General features: G+C 54.3%; 20 protein-coding genes. 11 read left to right on the top strand and 9 right to left on the bottom strand.

The genetic code is table 11. The features are described from left to right. The first annotated feature begins 25 nt into the window (after positions 1-25). A complete protein-coding gene (locus LT42_RS24565; protein ID WP_037019370.1) occupies positions 26-277 on the top strand; it encodes a ribbon-helix-helix protein, CopG family in 252 nt (83 codons plus the stop codon). A 1,194-nt stretch (positions 278-1,471) separates the two neighbouring features. Here the strand turns inward: LT42_RS24565 and LT42_RS24575 are convergent. The 3 genes from LT42_RS24575 to LT42_RS24585 form a co-directional block, all read right to left on the bottom strand. Next, a complete protein-coding gene (locus tag LT42_RS24575; RefSeq protein WP_081955465.1) occupies positions 1,472-2,263 on the bottom strand; it encodes a hypothetical protein in 792 nt (263 codons plus the stop codon). A gap of 391 nt (positions 2,264-2,654) precedes the next feature. Next, positions 2,655-2,963, bottom strand: a complete 309-nt coding sequence (locus LT42_RS24580; protein ID WP_276209570.1) for a plasmid replication protein RepB — start codon at positions 2,961-2,963, stop codon at positions 2,655-2,657. A 190-nt stretch (positions 2,964-3,153) separates the two neighbouring features. Further along, entirely contained in the window at positions 3,154-3,387 is a 234-nt protein-coding gene (locus tag LT42_RS24585) for a type II toxin-antitoxin system Phd/YefM family antitoxin (RefSeq protein WP_052075401.1), read from the bottom strand. A 253-nt stretch (positions 3,388-3,640) separates the two neighbouring features. Between LT42_RS24585 and LT42_RS24940 the strand changes: the two genes are divergently transcribed. Beyond that, the gene (locus LT42_RS24940; protein ID WP_052075402.1) at positions 3,641-4,369 is read left to right on the top strand and encodes a hypothetical protein; all 729 of its coding nucleotides are present in this window, start codon (positions 3,641-3,643) and stop codon (positions 4,367-4,369) included. A 140-nt stretch (positions 4,370-4,509) separates the two neighbouring features. Here LT42_RS24940 and LT42_RS24595 read toward each other — a convergent pair whose 3' ends face one another. The 6 genes from LT42_RS24595 to LT42_RS24620 form a co-directional block, all read right to left on the bottom strand. Next, complete coding sequence (locus LT42_RS24595) at positions 4,510-5,211, bottom strand: Fic/DOC family protein (RefSeq protein WP_070356543.1); 702 nt, start codon at positions 5,209-5,211, stop codon at positions 4,510-4,512. Continuing rightward, entirely contained in the window at positions 5,186-5,386 is a 201-nt protein-coding gene (locus LT42_RS24600; protein WP_037019373.1) for an antitoxin VbhA family protein, read from the bottom strand. The genes LT42_RS24595 and LT42_RS24600 overlap by 26 nt, the downstream gene beginning before the upstream one ends. 134 nt (positions 5,387-5,520) lie before the next feature. Next, positions 5,521-6,381, bottom strand: coding sequence for a Fic family protein (locus LT42_RS24605; protein ID WP_052075403.1), 861 nt, complete (start codon positions 6,379-6,381; stop codon positions 5,521-5,523). Next, on the bottom strand, positions 6,378-6,581 hold the full coding sequence (locus tag LT42_RS24610) for an antitoxin VbhA family protein (protein ID WP_037019375.1): 204 nt from the start codon (positions 6,579-6,581) through the stop codon (positions 6,378-6,380). Before LT42_RS24610 ends, LT42_RS24605 begins: the two co-directional genes overlap by 4 nt. A 71-nt stretch (positions 6,582-6,652) precedes the next feature. Then, positions 6,653-7,012, bottom strand: coding sequence for a hypothetical protein (locus LT42_RS24615; protein ID WP_276209571.1), 360 nt, complete (start codon positions 7,010-7,012; stop codon positions 6,653-6,655). Between the two features lie 35 nt (positions 7,013-7,047). Beyond that, complete coding sequence (locus LT42_RS24620; protein WP_037019377.1) at positions 7,048-7,824, bottom strand: lysozyme inhibitor LprI family protein; 777 nt, start codon at positions 7,822-7,824, stop codon at positions 7,048-7,050. Between the two features lie 576 nt (positions 7,825-8,400). On the opposite strand from LT42_RS24620, the gene LT42_RS24625 reads away from it, so the two are divergent. The 9 genes from LT42_RS24625 (at position 8,401) to LT42_RS24670 (ending at position 18,192) form a co-directional block, all read left to right on the top strand. Continuing rightward, on the top strand, positions 8,401-10,431 hold the full coding sequence (locus tag LT42_RS24625; RefSeq protein WP_276209573.1) for a type IA DNA topoisomerase: 2,031 nt from the start codon (positions 8,401-8,403) through the stop codon (positions 10,429-10,431). A 575-nt stretch (positions 10,432-11,006) separates the two neighbouring features. Then, complete coding sequence (locus tag LT42_RS24635; protein WP_081955463.1) at positions 11,007-11,681, top strand: lytic transglycosylase domain-containing protein; 675 nt, start codon at positions 11,007-11,009, stop codon at positions 11,679-11,681. A gap of 10 nt (positions 11,682-11,691) precedes the next feature. Beyond that, positions 11,692-12,009 (top strand): hypothetical protein, encoded by a 318-nt coding sequence (locus tag LT42_RS24640; RefSeq protein WP_208855929.1) that lies wholly within the window; start codon positions 11,692-11,694, stop codon positions 12,007-12,009. A gap of 1 nt (position 12,010) precedes the next feature. Next, positions 12,011-12,382, top strand: coding sequence for a hypothetical protein (locus LT42_RS24645; protein ID WP_037019387.1), 372 nt, complete (start codon positions 12,011-12,013; stop codon positions 12,380-12,382). Between the two features lie 4 nt (positions 12,383-12,386). Then, complete coding sequence (locus tag LT42_RS24650; RefSeq protein WP_052075406.1) at positions 12,387-14,723, top strand: VirB4 family type IV secretion/conjugal transfer ATPase; 2,337 nt, start codon at positions 12,387-12,389, stop codon at positions 14,721-14,723. Beyond that, entirely contained in the window at positions 14,720-15,403 is a 684-nt protein-coding gene (locus LT42_RS24655; RefSeq protein WP_037019391.1) for a type IV secretion system protein, read from the top strand. The genes LT42_RS24650 and LT42_RS24655 overlap by 4 nt, the downstream gene beginning before the upstream one ends. A 2-nt stretch (positions 15,404-15,405) precedes the next feature. Beyond that, positions 15,406-16,383, top strand: a complete 978-nt coding sequence (locus LT42_RS24945; protein ID WP_052075407.1) for a TrbL/VirB6 family protein — start codon at positions 15,406-15,408, stop codon at positions 16,381-16,383. Positions 16,384-16,633: 250 nt separating this feature from the next. Next, the gene (locus LT42_RS24665) at positions 16,634-17,392 is read left to right on the top strand and encodes a VirB8 family type IV secretion system protein (RefSeq protein ID WP_160176727.1); all 759 of its coding nucleotides are present in this window, start codon (positions 16,634-16,636) and stop codon (positions 17,390-17,392) included. A gap of 2 nt (positions 17,393-17,394) precedes the next feature. Continuing rightward, entirely contained in the window at positions 17,395-18,192 is a 798-nt protein-coding gene (locus LT42_RS24670; RefSeq protein WP_037019396.1) for a TrbG/VirB9 family P-type conjugative transfer protein, read from the top strand. Positions 18,193-18,217: the final 25 nt, after the last annotated feature.

Genomic DNA, 18,217 nt, shown 5'->3' on the forward strand with positions numbered 1-18,217 from the left:
AGACCACCCTATAACGGTGACCACCATGGCAATTATCCAACGCGCGCCGAAGCAAGCTACGGCAGATCAAGCTGCAACCCAAGCGGCTGCCAAAGCTGCAGCTACCGCTCCAGACAGCAAATCAAAAACAAACATGCGAGGTAAGCGTGAAATGTTCACCGTGGGCTTCGAGCCTGACTTGTTAGCGGAATTCGATGCAGCGCGCAGCAAGCTAGGCCTATCAAGACCAGCTCTAATCAAAATAGCCGTGCGGAGATTACTGGATGCGGGGGTATGAGCTTGACGTTAAAAGCCAGCAAAAGAATGTCCGAAGGACATTCTTAATTTATCCTAAAGATACTATAAGGATCCCATAAGGATATCCTTATGATACTTCACAGCTGAGCGACGGGAACCCGCCGGAAATGGGCACACAGATCGTAGGTAAATACCCTTGGCTGTCGCGAGCCCATGAGCAGGACCTCGGCCTTGCTGTAGCGATACGCTGGGACGGAACAACGGTCTGCCGCTTGGACAGCAGCCCTGGTCATTAGCCGCAATCGTGGAGAGAGGCGCAAGTCGATCAGCGCACCATTTGCATACCTGGCTTCATAGGGGTTGAGATGGGCTCTAATATCACTCAGCCGCTTGCCTAACATACGGCTGCAGCAGATCTCCTGCTTGGGTGGTTCGGCGTCGACCAGCTCCAGGCACGATACGCCGCCCAATTCACGCGCTGAATTCACGATAAAGCAGCGTCGGATAGGCTGCGCCAAGTCCATTGGCTTCTGATGCCCATGGCCTCCAGGTGAGCGTTCATGCGCTTGCCAACTCCCAGCGGAACACCCGTGTGCATCAGCACCTTGCTAGGAATGTAGCTTTTCCGGGTTCGCGAATGAACGCGATTTCAAATGCATGCTTTCACTGAAAGCACTTAGCGTTATTCGGGTTTCGCATTTCTCATAAAAGCCAGCGCGCACACGCGCCCGGTTGAGCACTCGGCAGGCTTGCCGGCCGTGGGCGATTTATCCGGGTCTTAGCGCCCGTAGGGTGGCGCATGCCAGGACAGGGCGGCTTCATCGCCCTGGGCCGCTTAGACTGGCTTTGATTGAGTCTTCGGGTTGCGTTACCGCGCCGTGCCGTAGGCACGAAGTGCGCGGTGCATTGACGCTGTTTGAGGTGTTTCACCTCGTAAAGCTCTTTTATTTACCGAAGGGGTTACTGAAGGGGGTTTAAAATTCCGCTTAATTCAAGCCATCCACAGGCAAGAACAGAATTTCATGCCGGCGCGAAGGTTTCGCAGGGGCAAGCGCGCGCTCACACCGCTCTGCGCAGAGCTTTTCCCTTCTCTTAATATGAGTCCGGCGGCAGGCCTGAACCGACGCGAATCGTAGACGAGCGCGAGCCTCCGCATGAGCGGATACAAAAAAAGGATGCGTATGCCGACAGCCTCGCTCGTGATCACGAGCGACAGCAGATCGACGACGGTAGGTCAGCTGCCGACGGTCTTGCGGGTCAGCAGCGCGCTGATCGCCTTCAATGCGTTATGTCCAGTCATGCGCTCAGGTAAAACATCCTGCGTGGGCTCACTTGTCGTCGCCGGCGGCGGCTGTGGCAAGGCGAATTGGCCATGGGCCGGTCCGCGCAATTCGCGGGCCTCCTTGGCCTGCCAGCGCTTGCGAGAGATTTCACGGCGCTGCAGCGCCAGGGAGTGACGTTCTATGTCGGCCATACGACGCTGACCAATCTCACGCAGCTGCACAGCGCGGCGCTTCTTGGCCGCGTTCTGCACACGCTCGTAGACGTAGCGCAGGCCAAGATCGGCCCAGAATTGCTTGGTAAAGCGGATCAATACGCGGGTGCGCACCAGATGAAGACCATACTCGTCCTTTTCATCCAGACGAATACGCTCGATGCGCCGGTAGACGTAGCCGGCAATTTCAAGGGTTTTGAACAGCCGGCAGAGCGCCGGTGCGGAAATGGTACCGGCGTCCTCGGCAATGTTGCGTTGGGTGTTGAGTACGTAGCGGCCGTTTTCAGGATCGATGTAGCCCAGCACGCTATTTGCCAGGTCTAGACGTACCAACAGCTGTTCGGCCACGCGCTCGATCGCCTGAAACACTTCAACACGGGTACGTCGATCACCATGCACCGAGTCCAGGCCACGCAGGTACCGGCCACGGTAGGCAACGATGTTGGCCAGGCGCTCATAGGCCGAACGAATCAGCGGATTGCGCAGCTGCTTTTCGCTGAGGTGACGCACAGTGGCATAGCGTGCCGGCATCTGCCGCGCCGATCGGCGCAAAGCGGAATGAGGGTCAGCAGGATTGAGTTTGGCTACAGTGAGATTGCGCTTCATGCCACACCACCAGAACGCTGAAGTTCAGGCAGTGGAAGAAACGTCGGGAGGAGGGGGAAAGTGATATTCGAGGGGACGACCGTACGATTTGGATCCATCAGGTCGATCTTTGTTTGGATCATTTCAGATAAGCGCCGTTCAGCGGCGAGCTAGTGATTATTAGCTTTCTGCAACTTGCACGAAGCCGCAGTGCGCGCCATAATCGGCTCACCAAATGTGTGGAGAACAGGTTTCTACCGTCGAAAGTTGAAAGACCTGTTCTGGATTGTCCAAAAAGCCCGGTTACCAGCCGGGCTTTTTGGTTTCTGCAATTCTGCTATGCCACTTTAAGTGTCGCCTCGTTAAAACCCACACGTCCAAGGTCTGCAACCACCGCCTCAAGGCTTTTGTAGATCTTGTAGCGATCGGTGCGCGCAACGGCCATGTACTCCTGTGATCCATCATCTACATCAACCAGGAGAATCCAACCACCAGGTTCCATCGGCGCTGGGGCAATGAAAGCGTTCTTCAAAGCACCTGTCCGGTACAGCTTGCGCATTCCGGATAGATCCACGGCCATCACACCCTCGACCTGCGAAAAATTCCCTGCAAAGATATTCTGGACTGCATGAAAAAGCAAATTCATACAGAAAGGTCGACTCTTCGAGACAGCGAAACCGTCGGCACGCCGCAGGAAACCAGATTTTCATGAGCCTGGAACTCGCTCACTTAGAAGAAGGGATTGGTTGCTGGTGCGGTGGCATACATGACCGCGACGTCATCGCCGCAAGAATTCTAGCGCTCAGACATCAGCGTCCAATTGCGGGAAGCCGTCATTAGAGGGGGGAGCCCGTTTTGTGCTTTGCAATGGAGCCGCGCAGTCGAGTGGCGTTGTTCTCAGTACCTAGCAGGTACATCGTTTCAGTCATCGAGTTGTAGTCATCCAGCGAAAGCATCACCACAGGGTTGCCACGCTGACGAGTGATAACGACGGGCTCATGATCCTGACATACATCGTCCATGACTTGCTTCAAGCCGGCACGAGCTTGGGTGAATGATAAAATTTGCATCTAGCAGGATCCTTCTAGTAAGCGCACCGGTCGAAACCTTCTCTAGGCTCGCCCCCGGGTTAGTGAACAACGAAGCAACGTGTTGCTCTCAGAGGAGTGCTGCCATTTCAATTCCGGATGGCGCTGCCGCCCGGCACTTCTTGAGACGATACGACACACATCAGTGTAGCGGGCCGGCTAGATCGCCGCACAGCTTGGACATCGCCCAGGCGATGTGCTCTAGTCGCCTCCCCCCAATTTCGAAGGAACGAGAATGCTTCAAAGACTTTTGAGCTGGCTTAGCCCCAAAGAAGTATCAAGCACGGAGGAATCAGCGAACTGGGTAGATTTTCACCTGCCGGCTACAGCTAGCGATATTCCGCATTACAGAACCGCATTCGATCAGGCGATGCGTTTCACTGACAAATGTGGCTTTCCAGTCAACGATTTTGAGTGGAGAGATGATGCGCTCCTGGACAGCGAAGGGGCCTTTCTTGACCCGATATTGAGAGCTGCAGGGGTCAAAGATGTCTCCAAATCAGCAGGTCAGTGCCTCAAGTGGTGCCATTACCTGGCCCCGTACGTTGAGCAACATCTGGGTAGCAGTGTTCATGTCACGATCGGCCAGATCTGGTACGAAGGCAAAGCATCATTCAGCCCAAGCTGGGATGACCTACGTCGCTGGGCTTCCGAGGGAATCGAACTCGGTGATTTCAAAAATCGCTCAGGGGTGAATCTCCATGCCTGGTTGACGTTAGAGACCGGCGAAATCATCGAGCCAACGCTGCTCAGTTCCTTCGCTGCCTTCCTCGGAGAGGGTTGGACTAAATATGCAGGTGCGATGGCGTGGGGCTATGATCCTGACGTTTTGAACCACCGCTACTTTCCGATGGCGATTGGGATGGCGTACGCCGAGAACCTGGCGTCGCGCTCTATTGTGCCGTTGCTAGCCGCATCGCCTGCAGAACTTACATCGACCGCGTTTATGGTTGTACGGGAATAAACCGCCTCGGGGGGCCTTCGGTCGTCTCGGCAATTCTCCGTAACGAGTCTAGGCATTGGCTTTGGTAGAGCGTTGAAGTCGCCCCCTCGGCTGAACCTGGGCGACTTCACTGGAACGGCGCTCGGCCGCCTGAAGGAAGGTTACATGTCCATATCGAAGTCATCTTTTCCAGGCGGCACCGGTGGCTTGGAGGTCAGCGGGTCGGATGACTGAGTAAATCCAGCTTGGTCACGCTCCCTCTCTACACCAAGATCGACCAGATTAGCCTCGATCAAACGGCCCATACGTTCGGAGCTTCCGTGGTAGGCCTCAATGGATGCGTTGACCATTTCGCTCTTGCTAACGCCTGCCCAGTTGATCCGGTAGCCATTTTCTCTGGCCAATTGCCCAATAAACTCGCGTTGTGTACGCCCGTTACCTTCGCGAAAGGGGTGTAGAACGTTGATCTCACCGAGATAGTCGCCCAACCGTTCGCTGAGCTTGTCCGGTGACAGGCCGCGCAGATGGTTCTCTTTGGCCAACTGGCTGAAAAGCTTCTGACCGGCGCCTTCGAGGTAACCCACATTCGCAAAACGGGTATTTCCCTTGGAGATATCGACCTGCCTGAGTTCGCCTGCCCACTCGTACACATCACCGAACAGGTGCCGATGAGTGTCTTTGAGATGCTTGAGATCGAAAGATCCAGCGATTGGTTTGGATTCCAGCTCGGCAGCGCGGATCGCAGCAAACGATGATTCCACGGTATCGAGTTGATCCTGGTCCTTTATCTCCAGGCAATTGCGCAGAACATCGCTACCTGGATAGGTGTAAGGGTCGTTACCGCTTTGCGAGTACTTCGCCATTAGCAATCCTTGCTTTGAAGTTGTTCAACACCGCATTAATGTCACATTCGCCGCGTGCAAAACGCTGAAGATCGAGAACGACCTTCGTATCGGGTTCAAGGCCTTCCAGCCGTTGATTTGCGAGAGCGTTAGCAACTGCGGCCTGACGGGCCTTCAGGTTGATGTTGGCCGACATGGAGTCCCTCCGATGGATCACTAGACGATGAGCGCCCGTGCGATAGACGCTCATATCACTGCTCAGAATTGTATCAGAAACCCGCTGAACCAAGCCGAAGAGCTAGGCCACGGCGTATCCGGGCAGATTCAGAGTTAAAAATCCATATCAGGCTCACTACGAGCCTGAAGGACGTTTTCTTTGCTTTCGGGCTGGACGGAATCACCAACCACATTTACCTGGTACCCAGTCGCGTTCTGTCCAGCCAACTGTCCCTCGGATGACGGCTCAGCAGGAGCGGCCACTGTCGCCCGCTGGACTTGCCGATCTTCCAGAGAAGGCACCTTTACAGCGTCACGGAGCAGGTCGGGCAGGTCACGATTACCGTCGAACTGGTCCATGGTAAAAACGACCGAACGCTTTGTGTCTTCATGAATGACATGCGGCAAAGCAAGCCTGTTAACGCTTATGTCACGAGCGATGTAGAGAATGTCGCGGCCAGCTGGTGTCTGGTTGAAACGCTCCCACTCGATGCTGTACCCGGACTCCTCGGCAAGCTGCCTCGTGAACTCGCGAAGTGTCCGGCTATTGCCATCCGGGAAAGGATGGATGTAATCGAGCGCGGTGTAGAGTCGACCGATCGACGAGGTGAACTCCTGCGGTGACAGCTTTGAAAGAGCGTCCGGATCTGCGCGTTTCAGCACCTCCTCAAGACGGTTTCGAGCTTCATTATCCATGGCGGAGTAGGCAACACTAGGGCGGACCTCAACCGTTTCCAGACGACGCGTTTTAATCCAGTCGTTGCCAGGTGGGACCTGAGGCCGATATTCACCAGGCGTCACCTGATCAAAGCCAAGCCCAGGCAGATCCTGAAATATTCGTCGGTTTATCTCTCGAAGGTGAGCAGCATCAAAGCTGCCTTTGACAGGATCGAGGCGCAGCTCAAGCAGTCGCCTCGAAGTGTGCGTTGCTTCCAACGCCTGGCGCTGGTCATCGGTGGGAAATTTGTCGGTCATCCGCGCGTCTGCTCAGCACGCGGCCGTACGAACTCGGCAAGATCGATTTCACCATTAATGAAACGCTCTGCATGGGCCTCATCCTCAGCGCTGAGGACAAAACCCTCCAGACCAACCGAAGCTCGAGCATAAGCGTGGGCCTCCATGCGACGCTGACGCTCTTCGTCGCTGATGGGCGATTTTTTTGATTCATCAGCCATTCCTGTCACTCCTTACGGTGTCTAAAAATATTAACCCACAACGATGTGCGATCTTTCCGGGGGCAGCCACTCTAGGCACCCGCCGAGAACGAAATCTGTGCTCCTGCGTGACGAAGAAAGATCGAAACCATTAACAACGCCTCCGTCATATCGGGAACCTCGAAACAGGTGGCTTCCAGGTCGTTGAAACTGTAATTCGTGCGGTGCACGCCGGTTGAAATGGTCACGGACATGTCGCCTCCAGACTGCCCGACCAAATCGATCGACAGGCACTCTGTCTCGTTCAAGCGGTAAGCCCATACGGAAGCCTTGATCGGTCCGTCCAGCTTCAAGCGAGCCAGCTCGGACATCTTCGAGGCCCAGACCTCCACTTCAGGCAACACCTTGGACCGGGCCGGGCCAATATCGCTGACAATTCTTTCTACCGTCACCGCCGTTTTCCTTTCGTCGTCGTTTTGTTGCCGACTCATTTTTTGTTGAGTATCTGCGACAGGTACTGGTTGGCCGCTATCTGTGCAGCGTACTGAGCCTGTTGAGCCGCTAGCTGTGCAACGTACTGAGCCTGTTGAGCCTGCAACGCCTTGGTCTGGTTCTGCTCCAGCTTCTGGAACGTGATACTGAAATCATCAAGCTTTTTGTTTATTTTTTTCAGCTGAATGTTGGATATGTTCGTTGCGCAGGGCGGCGGAGGGTCAGGTGTGCCCGTTACACTCGGCTGCAGAGGATCAGACGTATTCGTCCCACTCGATGGTGTGTTCGTCAGGCTCAGCGGCTCGGACGGGTCGCCATACCATTGATCCAGCGAACTGAGGCGCTGTATTGCCAAGCGGTACCGGCACTCGACCGCTTCGGCGCCGCGTGCGCTTCCCGCAAAGCTCTGCTCGTACAGCCCGTCGCATTCTGCTTTGACGTACTGTTGCCATTGCACCTGAGAGGTCTGCAGCATGGCGGGAACCTTGTCTGAGTCTAGCGGGCCCATGCTCTTTAGCCCGTCCTGGGCGTAACTCAGCTTCACTTGGTATTTGCGGTTAACAGCGTCAGTGGCCGCTTGCTCCTTGGTCTTCAGGCACTGCTCACTATCGAATCTGGTACCTGAAGTTTTCAAGCAGATATGGCTTTGCGCCTCGAGCTTTTCGGCAAACTGGCGCACGGCCTCCTGCAAAGACTGCTCACGGCCGACATCGGCATAAGCCATTCCCATTACTGCAAGCATCGCGCCTGCTACAGCAGCTTTGATCGTCAAGGCATTTTCCTTAATTTAGAGACGATTAACTTCCGCAGATCTGGCATCTTCCTGTCGCAAAAAATCACGATCTTCGGGTCCGCTATTGTACCTCATCGGGCCGAAAATCGACCGCCGGAAAGCACGTGCGCTGCGCGCCCGAAAATGGCAAACAGCATTGAATCCCTCGCCGGGCGGCAGAGGGCAGGGGAGGTGGAGCAACCCCTGCCCTTTGCCTCGGAGGGTTCTGGACGGCCTCCAGAGCCATCAAGGGACGCTTCGCTCGCTCCCTGCGCCCGTTCGATGCTCGGACCGGTAAACCGGCCCTGCGCTTCGCTGCGGCCTTGTATAGCGCCCTTGACGCCTCTGCAGACCTGAACGCTCCACATCTCACCATTTTTCCGTAGCGATCAAATATGCCCAAGTGACGGCTCAATACATTGCATAAATGAGAGGCTGGAAAATAGTTGAGCGCAGATACATAAAACTTCTGTAGTTATTTAATACGGAGATATCCAATGATTACTGTAATCGGTTTTGCGACTTGATATAGTTTGACCTATTTGCATGTAGTACAGGGATTGCAACATGAAACTCATGATCATTGAATCGTCAGGCAAGCTGGACAAGCTACGTGACGTCTTCGCGAAAATCAGACCTGGCGAAAACTGGAAGGTGATGCCAAGCCTTGGCCACATTCGGGATCTGCCAGCCAGCGGCAACAACGAGGGCGAACTGACCACAGGGGTTCGCAATGATCTGACCCCCGTCTACGAGCTAACCGACAAAGGCGCAAAGATCGTCAGTTCACTCAAAGAGGCCGTAGCCAAGGCCAGCGAGGTCTACCTAGCGACGGACCCTGACCGTGAAGGCGAGAGCATCGCGTGGCATATCCAGCAGGCCGTTGGCATTCGCAATCCTGTGCGAGTGAAATTCCCCGAGATTACGGCGAGCGCCGTGGACAATGCGCTCAAGTCACCGTTGCGAATTGACATGAAACTTGTGGCTGCCCAAGAGGCACGGCGAGTGGCCGATCGCGTCATTGGTTACCTGGTGAGTTCCGAATTACGCCGTCAAACGGGTGAAGCGCTCTCCGCTGGCCGAGTGCAGTCGGTAGCACTGTACCTGGTTGTCCTTCGCGAGCGAGAGATAAGGGCCTTTAGGTCGACACTGCATTACGGTGCGCAACTGAATTTCGCGGGCGCGAAAATGACAGATGCCTGGTGCGTTGAGTGGATGACTGCCGAAGGCTTCACCACCGATGAGCAGCCATACTTCATGGACAGGGCTTTCGCCAGGCTGGTTGCCGATGTACCGGTAGTCCAGGTCACTGGTTTTGAGGACAGCACCCGTACCAAAAACCCGCCCGCGCCTTTCGAAACCGTGACTCTGCAACAGGCGGCGAGCAACTCTCTGGGCTGGGACTCGGCGCACACCATGAAGGTTGCGCAGGCACTGTTCGACAATGGCCACATCACCTACCACCGTACTGACAACCCGAACATTTCCGAAGAATCGATGCCTGCCATCAAGGCGGTCGCCGCATCGCTGGGATTGGCCACCGTGGCTAAACGGCGTGTGTTCGCTACCTCTGAAGGCGCACAGGAAGGCCACCCGGCAACAACCCCGACGCATTGGGATGTCGTTGAGGCTGGCACCACGCCCGATGAACAAGTGCTTTATCGAATGATCCGTATTCGGGCCATTGCCTCTCAGCTGATGCCAGCTGAATACGCGGTCCGAACCGTACTCATGAAGGCAGTTGACCCGGTGCAGGGCAAGCAAGTGCTGTTTCGAGGCAAAGGCGAAACCCTGATCAGCGAGGGATGGCTGAAACTGCTCCAGGGCGATGCAACATCCGATGACGACGAACAGGATTCAGCGAATCCTATCCCGGTGTTGCAGCTTGGGCAGATCGTCAGTGTCGAAAGCGGCGAAGTGCTGGAAAAGAAAACGCGCTCTCCGAAACGCTATACCGAAGCCAGTCTGGTCGGGGCGCTCAAAGCCAACGGAATCGGCCGACCGGCAACCTATGCAGCGATCATGGGTAACATCAAGAGCCGCCAATACGTCAGAGAGGTTAAGCGGTTCTTTCATGCCGAGCCATTGGGCGAGCAAGTCATCGACCGAATGGAAGGAAAATTCACGTTCCTGCAGGTCAATTACACGCGCGAACTCGAAAAAGACCTCGACCTGATCGCCACGGGACAGACGCAATACAAGCCAGTCCTGCAGAGCCTGGTCAGCACGCTGCAATCGGAGCTTGGCCAGCAGGCTGAGAGCATTGCAACTTACCGAAAGCCAGTCATCACGCACCCATGCCCGGACTGCAAAACCAATGATTTGCGGTTGATCAAAGGGGCTAATGGCCCTTTCTGGGCATGCAAGGGATACCCAGCGTGCAATGGCACTTTTCCGGACGCGGGAGGCAAGCCTGGCCAGCGCAAGGTTGCCGTTGTTTCGGAACACAAATGCGTGAAGTGCGACAGACCGCTTCGACACAATGTGAAAAAGGGCAAGACGGGCTACAACTTCTGGGGATGCTCTGGATTCAGGGAAGGGTGCAAGGCCACATATCCAAACCTGAAGGGGGACAAACCGGATTTCGACAACGTAAAAGGAGGTTAGTTGGCCACTATTTTGCCATTTGTCAGAAATGCGGAAGCGTTTCACCATATTATGAATGGCGTGTTTGCAATGCATCACATTTTGATACACTGGCCGTATGCCGCCATCGGGGAAAAGCCCGGTGTAGGGATTGGCCACACCAGGGACAGGTAGCGAGATTTTCGCCCGCGAAAAAAAAGGCCAGATCATCGAATCTGGCCTTCTCAATCTCCTCAGGATTTCCTTCTTGTGTCCTTTCCCCTGGCTTCGTGCCTGTTCGGGTTTGTGATCAATCCCCGTGATATGGCTTTCAGCACATAAAGTTCGAAGATGGCGTATGGAATTCTCGACTTGCTGTATTCCCAATTCTGGTATGTACGTGTGGTCACATACAGGAACTCAGCGGCCTCAAGCTGCGTATGACCGACTTCTTGTCGCAAAGCCAGCAGTTCCTCTGCTGTCGCTAGTTTCTTATCGCTGTGCGTCATACATATATCTTTTTCTAGGTTAAAAATGCGTCGAAAGTTGGTCTTTTGTAATACCATTTTTTCGTCAAAAGTCTTATAATAGACCTCGACAACATCCTTGGTGTAGACATGTTACTACCAGCAGCAATTCTCGCCCTTTCGCAACAATGCTCTCCCCAAGTAGCCCCGACGACAATGGCTACTCTGGTTCAGGCAGAGTCTAGCGGAAATCCCTATGCCATAGGAGTCGTGGGCGCGCAGCTGGTCAGTCAGCCGGCCACCAAGGAAGAAGCGCTTTCGGCTGCAAAGTCCCTGCTAGAGCAGGGCGCTAACATCAGCGTCGGCCTCGGGCAGGTCAATATGAAGAATTTTTCCGGCCTGGGTCTGACCCTTGACCAGGCTTTTGAGCCCTGTTCCAACCTGACGGCGAGCGGCAAGGTATTGAGCGACTGCTACGCGCGGGCGAGCGAACTGATGGGGGCCGGGCAGGAGGCGTTGAAAGCAGCGTTCTCCTGTTATTACTCAAACAACTTCAGTCGTGGTTATGAAACGGAAGGAAAGGCCGGATCAAGCTATGTCATGAAAATCGCACTCAATAACGAGAAACTCGCAAGTGTTCCCGCTATTGGGTTTAAACCCCAAGACGTTCGAGAGGTAGAACCCCAACCAAAAAACAGCGATGGAAAACCAGCAGCACCAGTTAAAGCGCTGGAAGACGGCAACAAAATTCCACAACAACCCAACTCCACAGATGACTCAATGTCGTGGGATGTGCTGGGTGACTTCCACACTCAATCGAAATGAGACACCACCAATGAAACAAAACATTTTGACTTCAAGCCCGCTGAAAACCTGCACCCGGTTCGTCATGACGTTCTTGGGCCTGTTTTTCGTAAACTTCGCGTTTGCTGCCGGCGGCCTTGATGAGGCGACTACGCAAGCCAACACCATCAAGACCTGGGCGTACGGCTTCCTTGGGGTCTGCGTATTCATCTACCTGATCTACCTGGTCGTCATGGCGCTGCTGGATCGCAAGCAATGGGCTGACGTGCTGGTAGGTGTGGGCTACGTGGCCATTGCCGGTGCCATCATCGTTGTCGGTGAGTGGGCCTGGTCGGTCTGGGGTAGCTGATATGGCAGAGGCCAAGGAGGAACCGACGTTTGCAGCCTACAAAGGGCTCGGCTACGTCTCGATGTTCTACGGGGTTCCCCTTGGCCCGGTACTTGTCTTGTCAGCCATCGGCGTATTCGGTGGCTTCCTGTTCTGTCAGCTGCTGGGGGCCTGGGGCTTGATCTGCCCCGCCATCTGCGGCCTCGCACTGCTGGTACTCAAGGTGATGTGCGAAGCAGATAACAAGGCAATGGAGCGGGCCAAGTGGAGCTTCAAATCGTGGTGGATTCGCCTTCGTCTGACTTCGAAGATCATCACCGTTTCACCCAACAAAGTAGGGTCCAAGCATGAGCGTTTTCGCAGACAGCTTAAAAAAATTCATAGATCCGGCTGAGCTAATGCCAGCCTACGGCCGTCATGTTGACAGCCGTGTCGTCACCATGGGCGAGGAACGGCTGCTCGGCGTGATCACTCTGCAGGGGTGCCCATTTGAAACCACGACCGATAGCGAGCTGATTCGTGGCTTCAACCAGTTCAACCGCATCCTGGCTGAGATTGCCAAGGTGAACGCACCCAACCTTGCCGAATGGCTTCACGTTCGCAAGGAGCGGGTCCGTCTCGATTTTGATTACAAATTCAAGAATACCTTCGTAGCGCAGTTTGCCGAAAAGTACCTGCAGCGCTTCCAGGGCGATGATTTTTTCAAGACCACGTACTCCATCAGCTTCGTGCTGAAATACGATTTCGACATCGAGCAGGGCATCGAGAGGATGAACATGCTGCTCGATTTTGCGCTCAAGTCGCTGCGCCATTACGACCCCGTAGCACTGGGCATCGAGCAAAATTCCCATGGTGTCACGCACTCGCAAATTGGTGGATTCCTCAACCAGCTGCTGAACCGCTCCGATGAAATCGTGCCGCTGAGCGGTGACGCTATCAGCGATACCATCCAGACAGCTGGCCTGCATTTCGGGTTTGACCTTTGCGAGATTCGCCCAAGCACGGGCGGACAGATTTATGCGACCTACTACGACCTGGACTTTCCCGACGAAAGCAAACGGGCGATGTGGAACTCGCTGCTCAAAGAACCCTTCGAGTTCTGCCTTACCCAGTCGTTTTTCAACTTCACGGCGAGCAAGTCGCTGGGCCTGAGCAACAAGAAGATCAACCAGGTCTCATCGGGCACGAATTTCCCTGAACACTACGTCCAGGACATTCAGGAAGCCCGCAGCTACATCGCCTCGGGCGAAATAACCCTTGGCGAACACCACGGTGCGCTGGTGGTGTATGGCCGTACGGCACGTGAGGCGACCGACAATGGCAGCACAATGGCGACTAACCTGCTGGCTTCCAGCGGTGCTCGCTTCGTGCGTGCAACTAGCTCGGGGATCTTCACCTATTACTCGATGATGCCTGGCACAAAAGACAAGCCTCTGGCCGAGCCAAAGACTACTCGTAACGTTGCGTGTGGCTTTTCGCTGTACAACTACCCGACCGGGAAACAGCGCGGCAATCCAATTGGCGACGGCTCAGCCGTCATGCCGCTGCCGACCGTTTCCGGTTCCGTATTCTGGTTCAACACGCATGTCAGCAATCCAACGCAGGACGTGCGGGGTCAGAAATATCCGGGGCACATGCTTTGCCTAGGCGCGACCGGTGCGGGTAAGACGACCTTTGAAGGGACCCTTGTCGGGTTTCTGGATCGCTTCAACCCCAAGATTTTTGCCATCGACTTCAACCGCTCGATGCAGATGTTCCTTGAGACCTACGGCACGACCTATTTTGACATTCAGGAAGGTGTCTACACCGGCCTGAACCCGTTCCAGTTAACGGACTCGCCGTCACTGCGTTCATACCTGTACGGGCTTGTCGGTGCCTGTGGCCGTGACAACAGTGGCCATCTGACCGCCAGTGACGAAGCCAAGATCAAGAATGCCGTTGACACGATCATGGGCATGGAACAGCTGGACCGCCGTTTCAGCTATCTGTCGTCACTGATCCCGCCAGAAGGGGGGGACGGCCTGGGCGATCGCCTGGCCAAATGGCAGCAGTCTTGCAATGGCTCGCTGGCCTGGGCACTGGACAGCCCGGTCAACCAGTTCGACCCGGCAAACATGCGCCGGATCGGGTTCAACACCACCGACATTCTCAAGCCCGGCCACCCGGCCACCGAGCCTGTGCTATCCGTGCTGTTCCACATGAAAGACATGATGCAGAAGGCCGGTGAACTGTTCCTGACGCTGGTTGAAGAGTTTTGGGTGCCTGCCAACTACCCGACAACCCAAGCACAGATCATGGGCACGCTCAAAGCAGGCCGGATCAAGGGCGAATTCATGTTTCTGGTGTCGCAGTCGCCCGAGGACGCCATCAACTGCGCGATCTTCGCACCGATCATTCAGCAGACTCCGACCAAGGTGTTTTTGCCAAACCCGGACGCCACCTTTGAGAGCTACGAGAAGTGCGGCCTGAACCGCAAAGAGTTCGACGAACTTCACAAACTCGACAAGGCGTCGCGCACATTCCTGATCAAACAGGAACATCAGTCCACGTTCGTACTGCTCGACCTGGAAGGCTTCGATGACTTCCTGCCGATTATCTCAGGTACGTGGGAAAGCATCGATCTGGCGCACAAGATCAAGGCCGAAGTTGGCTCTGATCCAGCCGCTTGGGTGCCTATTTTTCAACAGCGTTATCGCGAAATGAAAAGTGCTGAAAAACAAGGAGAAATGAAATGACTCGCTTGAATACTCGCTCACTCTCGTTTGCAATTTCCGTGGCCTTGGGCACGATCTCGGCAAACGCTTTGGCCTCCGGCATTCCTACCGTTGACGTAGCAAGCATTGCGCAGATGGCGCTGGATGCCAAAGCGCAGGCCGATCAAGCTGCAGCAGCGCTCTCTGAGGCTCAAAACGCTATCTCCCAGGCCAAGTCCCAGTTCAATGAACTGAAGGGGCTGACAACCGGAAATTCCGGCTACGGGAGCATGTACAACAGCTCCAAGATGACCAGCTACCTTCCGACCACCACCACTGCCGGCAGCTGGTCAACGATCTACAGCAACATGGACAGTTCAAAACTGGCCAGCTTGCGCAGCCAGTACGGTCTTACGTCTGATGACGCCCTGCAGCAGGAGGTCTACGACAAGAAGCTGACCAACATGGCCACTGCTGAAGCCCAATATGACGCGAATAACCTGCGTCTGCAGAATATTCAGAATCTGCAGGCAGCAGCTGATCAGGCCACTACGCCTCAGCAAAAAGAAGACATTTCCAACCGGATCAAAACCGAGCAAGCAACTATTGCCAACGAGGCAAACCGGCAGGCAACGGCCAAAGATCTGATGGACAAGCAGGATGATCTGCTGGCTCAAAAGCAAAACGATGAATTCGACAAATTCATGAAGAGTGGGGAATAACCATGGCAGGGCAATTCACTATAGGCTCCGATATATTCGCGTCGATTGACACCGGACTTTCCTCGGTGTTTTCGTCGGGTTTACCTGCGCTCGCCAGTTTGGTGGCGCCTGTAGTGGGTGCCTTTGTGTCCCTGTATGCTGTAATTATTGCACTCAACTGGATCTGGTCAGGCAACACGCAGGAACTACCCATTGGTGATTTGCTGAAGCGGATGTTCTACATGGCGCTGTTCACAGCGTTCGCGTTCAACATCTCGCTTTACAATACCGCCGTGGTGGCTCCAGTCCAAAGTATTGGTGCGGAAATCGCCCAAGCATTCGCTCGGACCAATACTCAAGTGCCTAACATCATTGATCAGATGGGAAACCAGATCATCGACACCGTAACAATGATCTGGACAAAAACACCCAAAATGACCTTGCTCAAATGGAACTTGGTGCCGATGATGCGTGCCCTCGGGACTATCCTAATTGTGGCAATTGGCGGTTCTATATTCATGGCTATCTCGTTCCTGTATTTGCTGATTGCCAAGATTATGGTTGCCTTTGTATTGTTAGTTGGGCCAATTTTTATTTCATTCGCATTCTTCCCGTTAACTCGGGACTACTTCATGAAATGGGCATCACAGCTGCTGAACTATATTTTTCTTTATGCCTTTTTCGGCATAGGCTTTACGCTCTTAACAAACCTCCTGCAGCAATATGTTTCGGGCAACGACTTCAGTAAGATTCTAGTTACGGATGTAACACAGATTAAATTACTATTCTGCTACATCCTTTTCTCCGGCGTAATGATGGCTATTCCCTCTCTTGCCTCTCAACTGACTGGCGGTGTTGGCATAAGTGGCCTGGGCGCAGCGGGTCCGATGATGAGCATGATGACGCGGGGTGTCAGTCAACTCGCCAAAGGCTTGGGGAAAGGAGCAGGTGGCAGCGGTAATCGGATCGCGGGTGCTGGGTCCAATCGCAAGTTAGGATGATTTTCGCGGGCGCGAAATTCCGTTTTCAGGTTTAACCAATATAAAGATTTCGCGGGCGCGAAAAAATGGAGTTACACATGTACAAGGTTTTGATCTTGGTGTTATCGGCTTTTCTCGTTTCGGCATGTTCTTCCAAACCACCAATGCCCCCAGAACCAGAGGGGCCATTGATCAAGGTGAACATCAACCAGCCACATGAGACTTTCGGCGAGGTGAAGAAATGAGAAAAAACACGGATGTCAGCCCGGAATTGCAAAAGCATTTCGAGGAGACCAAGAGCCTGGAACAGCGCCGCGACAGCGGAGACGCTGCGGAAAAAGGTGCCTTGGGAAAAGAAGCCAAGCGCCTGATCGAGGAAGCGAAGAAATTCGAGCGCTCACGCGAAGCGTCGAACAAGAAGATGACCAAAGCTGCAGTGATTGTGGCGGGTATCTCCGTTGTATTGAACCTGCTTCTGGGCATTGCCATTGTTGTCATGATGCCCTTGAAAACAGTCGAACCCTATGTTCTCCGAATTCACGACGGAGGTTCGGTCACTGCCGAGGCGCCGCTGGGTGAGGCGAAGACGACGTTTGGCGAGGAAGCTGACAAGTTCTTTATCTCGCAATATGTAATTGCTCGTGAGTCGTATGACTGGAACCTGGCTCAGCGCAATTACGACACGGTAAAGTCATATAGCATTCTGGGTGGTTCGGTTTTCAACGAGTACGACAACTTCGTCAAGTCGCCTAAATCGCCGCTCGCCATTCTGACCAATAAGGCCCGTGTAGAAGCGCCTATTACGTCCATTACCCTGGACCAGAAAACGTCGACGGCAACCGTTCGCTTCGCAAAAACCGTTATTGCGGCAGATGGCAAGCCAAGCTTGATGATTCCGCAAACCTACTGGATTGCCACACTCAGCTACAGCTACCCCAATCCGAAACTCAAGCCCGAGGAGCGTCGCCTGAACCCGCTCGGTATGAAGATTCCGGCCTATCAACTGGTGCAAGAGCAAATCGGGAACTGACAATGAAATACAATCTTGCACTTAACACGTTTGTAGTCGTCGCAACTCTGATGGGTTGCAACCTGGCCAGCGCTGCAACTGCACCCACACCATCGACTTTTGACCAGCGCATCCAGAATGTAATGTACAACCCGGACGACGTGGTTGTTATCCGCACCCGACCTGGTAACACCACACTGGTCAAGCTGGAACCAGGTGAGGTTGTCGTGGGCATTCCGGGCGGTGGCTTGTCGATTGGCGACTCTGACGCATGGACTATCGGCATCCGGGAAAACAGCATCTTCCTCAAACCCAAAGCGCCGTTTCCAGACACGAACATCAACCTTGTGACGAACAAGCGTACCTATGCTATCCAGCTGGTGGAAACGAATGATATCAAGCGTGCCTCCTGGCAGGTACGTTATCAATACCCCGCCGTTCCAGTTCCTATCAAAGCACCTGTGGTGGATCGTGGCCCGTGTTCGGACGGCCCAATCAACCGCAACTACTTCAAGTATGGCGATCAGTCATTGTCTCCTACCGAGGTTTGGGACGATGGCCGATTCACCTGCATGCGGTTTCCGACCAGCAAAGCATTGCCCAATGTTTATCGCTACAACCCTAAATCAGAACTCAAGGAAGCCATTACCAACTTCCACATGAAAGACGATGTACTGGTTGTGCATGAGGTGACGGACGAATTCCGCCTTCGTATTGGTGACCAGGTTCTGGGGCTCAAAACAGACTCGCTGCGCGATGCTCCGTACAACTGGAAGAAAACGACTACCGGCGAGACAAGGGTGAACCGCAATGGCCAATAATCCATACCAAGACCTTGATGCAGAG

It is taken from the genome of Pseudomonas lutea, assembly GCF_000759445.1.
In the GTDB taxonomy this organism is placed as follows: Bacteria; Pseudomonadota; Gammaproteobacteria; order Pseudomonadales; family Pseudomonadaceae; genus Aquipseudomonas; species Aquipseudomonas lutea.

Coding starts and splice junctions, on each gene's coding strand:
- LT42_RS24645 (WP_037019387.1), top strand. CDS start 12,011: ATGGCAGAGGCCAAGGAGGAACCGACGTTTGCAGCCTACAAAGGGCTC.
- LT42_RS24565 (WP_037019370.1), top strand. CDS start 26: ATGGCAATTATCCAACGCGCGCCGAAGCAAGCTACGGCAGATCAAGCT.
- LT42_RS24635 (WP_081955463.1), top strand. CDS start 11,007: ATGTTACTACCAGCAGCAATTCTCGCCCTTTCGCAACAATGCTCTCCC.
- LT42_RS24595 (WP_070356543.1), bottom strand. CDS start 5,211: ATGGCGAAGTACTCGCAAAGCGGTAACGACCCTTACACCTATCCAGGT.
- LT42_RS24605 (WP_052075403.1), bottom strand. CDS start 6,381: ATGACCGACAAATTTCCCACCGATGACCAGCGCCAGGCGTTGGAAGCA.
- LT42_RS24945 (WP_052075407.1), top strand. CDS start 15,406: ATGGCAGGGCAATTCACTATAGGCTCCGATATATTCGCGTCGATTGAC.
- LT42_RS24600 (WP_037019373.1), bottom strand. CDS start 5,386: ATGTCGGCCAACATCAACCTGAAGGCCCGTCAGGCCGCAGTTGCTAAC.
- LT42_RS24625 (WP_276209573.1), top strand. CDS start 8,401: ATGATCATTGAATCGTCAGGCAAGCTGGACAAGCTACGTGACGTCTTC.
- LT42_RS24640 (WP_208855929.1), top strand. CDS start 11,692: ATGAAACAAAACATTTTGACTTCAAGCCCGCTGAAAACCTGCACCCGG.
- LT42_RS24580 (WP_276209570.1), bottom strand. CDS start 2,963: ATGAATTTGCTTTTTCATGCAGTCCAGAATATCTTTGCAGGGAATTTT.
- LT42_RS24940 (WP_052075402.1), top strand. CDS start 3,641: ATGCTTCAAAGACTTTTGAGCTGGCTTAGCCCCAAAGAAGTATCAAGC.
- LT42_RS24670 (WP_037019396.1), top strand. CDS start 17,395: ATGAAATACAATCTTGCACTTAACACGTTTGTAGTCGTCGCAACTCTG.
- LT42_RS24575 (WP_081955465.1), bottom strand. CDS start 2,263: ATGCCGGCACGCTATGCCACTGTGCGTCACCTCAGCGAAAAGCAGCTG.
- LT42_RS24585 (WP_052075401.1), bottom strand. CDS start 3,387: ATGCAAATTTTATCATTCACCCAAGCTCGTGCCGGCTTGAAGCAAGTC.
- LT42_RS24650 (WP_052075406.1), top strand. CDS start 12,387: ATGCCAGCCTACGGCCGTCATGTTGACAGCCGTGTCGTCACCATGGGC.
- LT42_RS24610 (WP_037019375.1), bottom strand. CDS start 6,581: ATGGCTGATGAATCAAAAAAATCGCCCATCAGCGACGAAGAGCGTCAG.
- LT42_RS24655 (WP_037019391.1), top strand. CDS start 14,720: ATGACTCGCTTGAATACTCGCTCACTCTCGTTTGCAATTTCCGTGGCC.